Raw genomic sequence first — 503 nt, forward strand, 5'->3', positions numbered from 1 at the left:
ATAAATGGGAAACATTATTATGTCGTTTTTATAATAGATGTTTATACTAAGAAGATTGTAGGGTACTCAGTCTCTGACCATATGCGTGCTACTGCTAATCTAAAGGCTCTTAAAATGGCCTTAAAAGGTCATCCGCCACCTAAAATACACCATTCTGACAGGGGAGCTCAATACATTTATAAAGAATATATTAAACTCCTAAAAAGTAAAGATTGTCAGATCAGTATGGCTTTAAGCGCACAAGATAACGCCTATGCAGAACGCATTAATAGAACTATAAAAAGAGATTATTTAGATCGATGGGAGATCAAAACATATCAGCAACTAAAAAGAAGAATAAAACAAGCTGTCAGTAATTATAACAATGTAAGAACACATAACAACATCGATAAAATGACACCTGTGGAATTCGAAAAAAACTTTCCTTTGATGGCTAGCCATCAAAGGAAAACAATGACTATTTTTAACAACGAAGTATTAACCTAAAAACGGTCAACGCTAAT

At 33.2% G+C, this 503-nt stretch carries 1 protein-coding gene; it reads left to right on the top strand.

Annotated features, from left to right (window positions below; genetic code table 11):
• Positions 1–486: DDE-type integrase/transposase/recombinase (locus J8281_RS19015; protein WP_210199236.1), on the top strand; the 486-nt coding region annotated here is incomplete at its 5' end.
• Positions 487–503 lie beyond the last annotated feature (17 nt).

Source organism: Aquimarina sp. U1-2, assembly GCF_017897595.1.
In the GTDB taxonomy this organism is placed as follows: Bacteria; Bacteroidota; Bacteroidia; order Flavobacteriales; family Flavobacteriaceae; genus Aquimarina.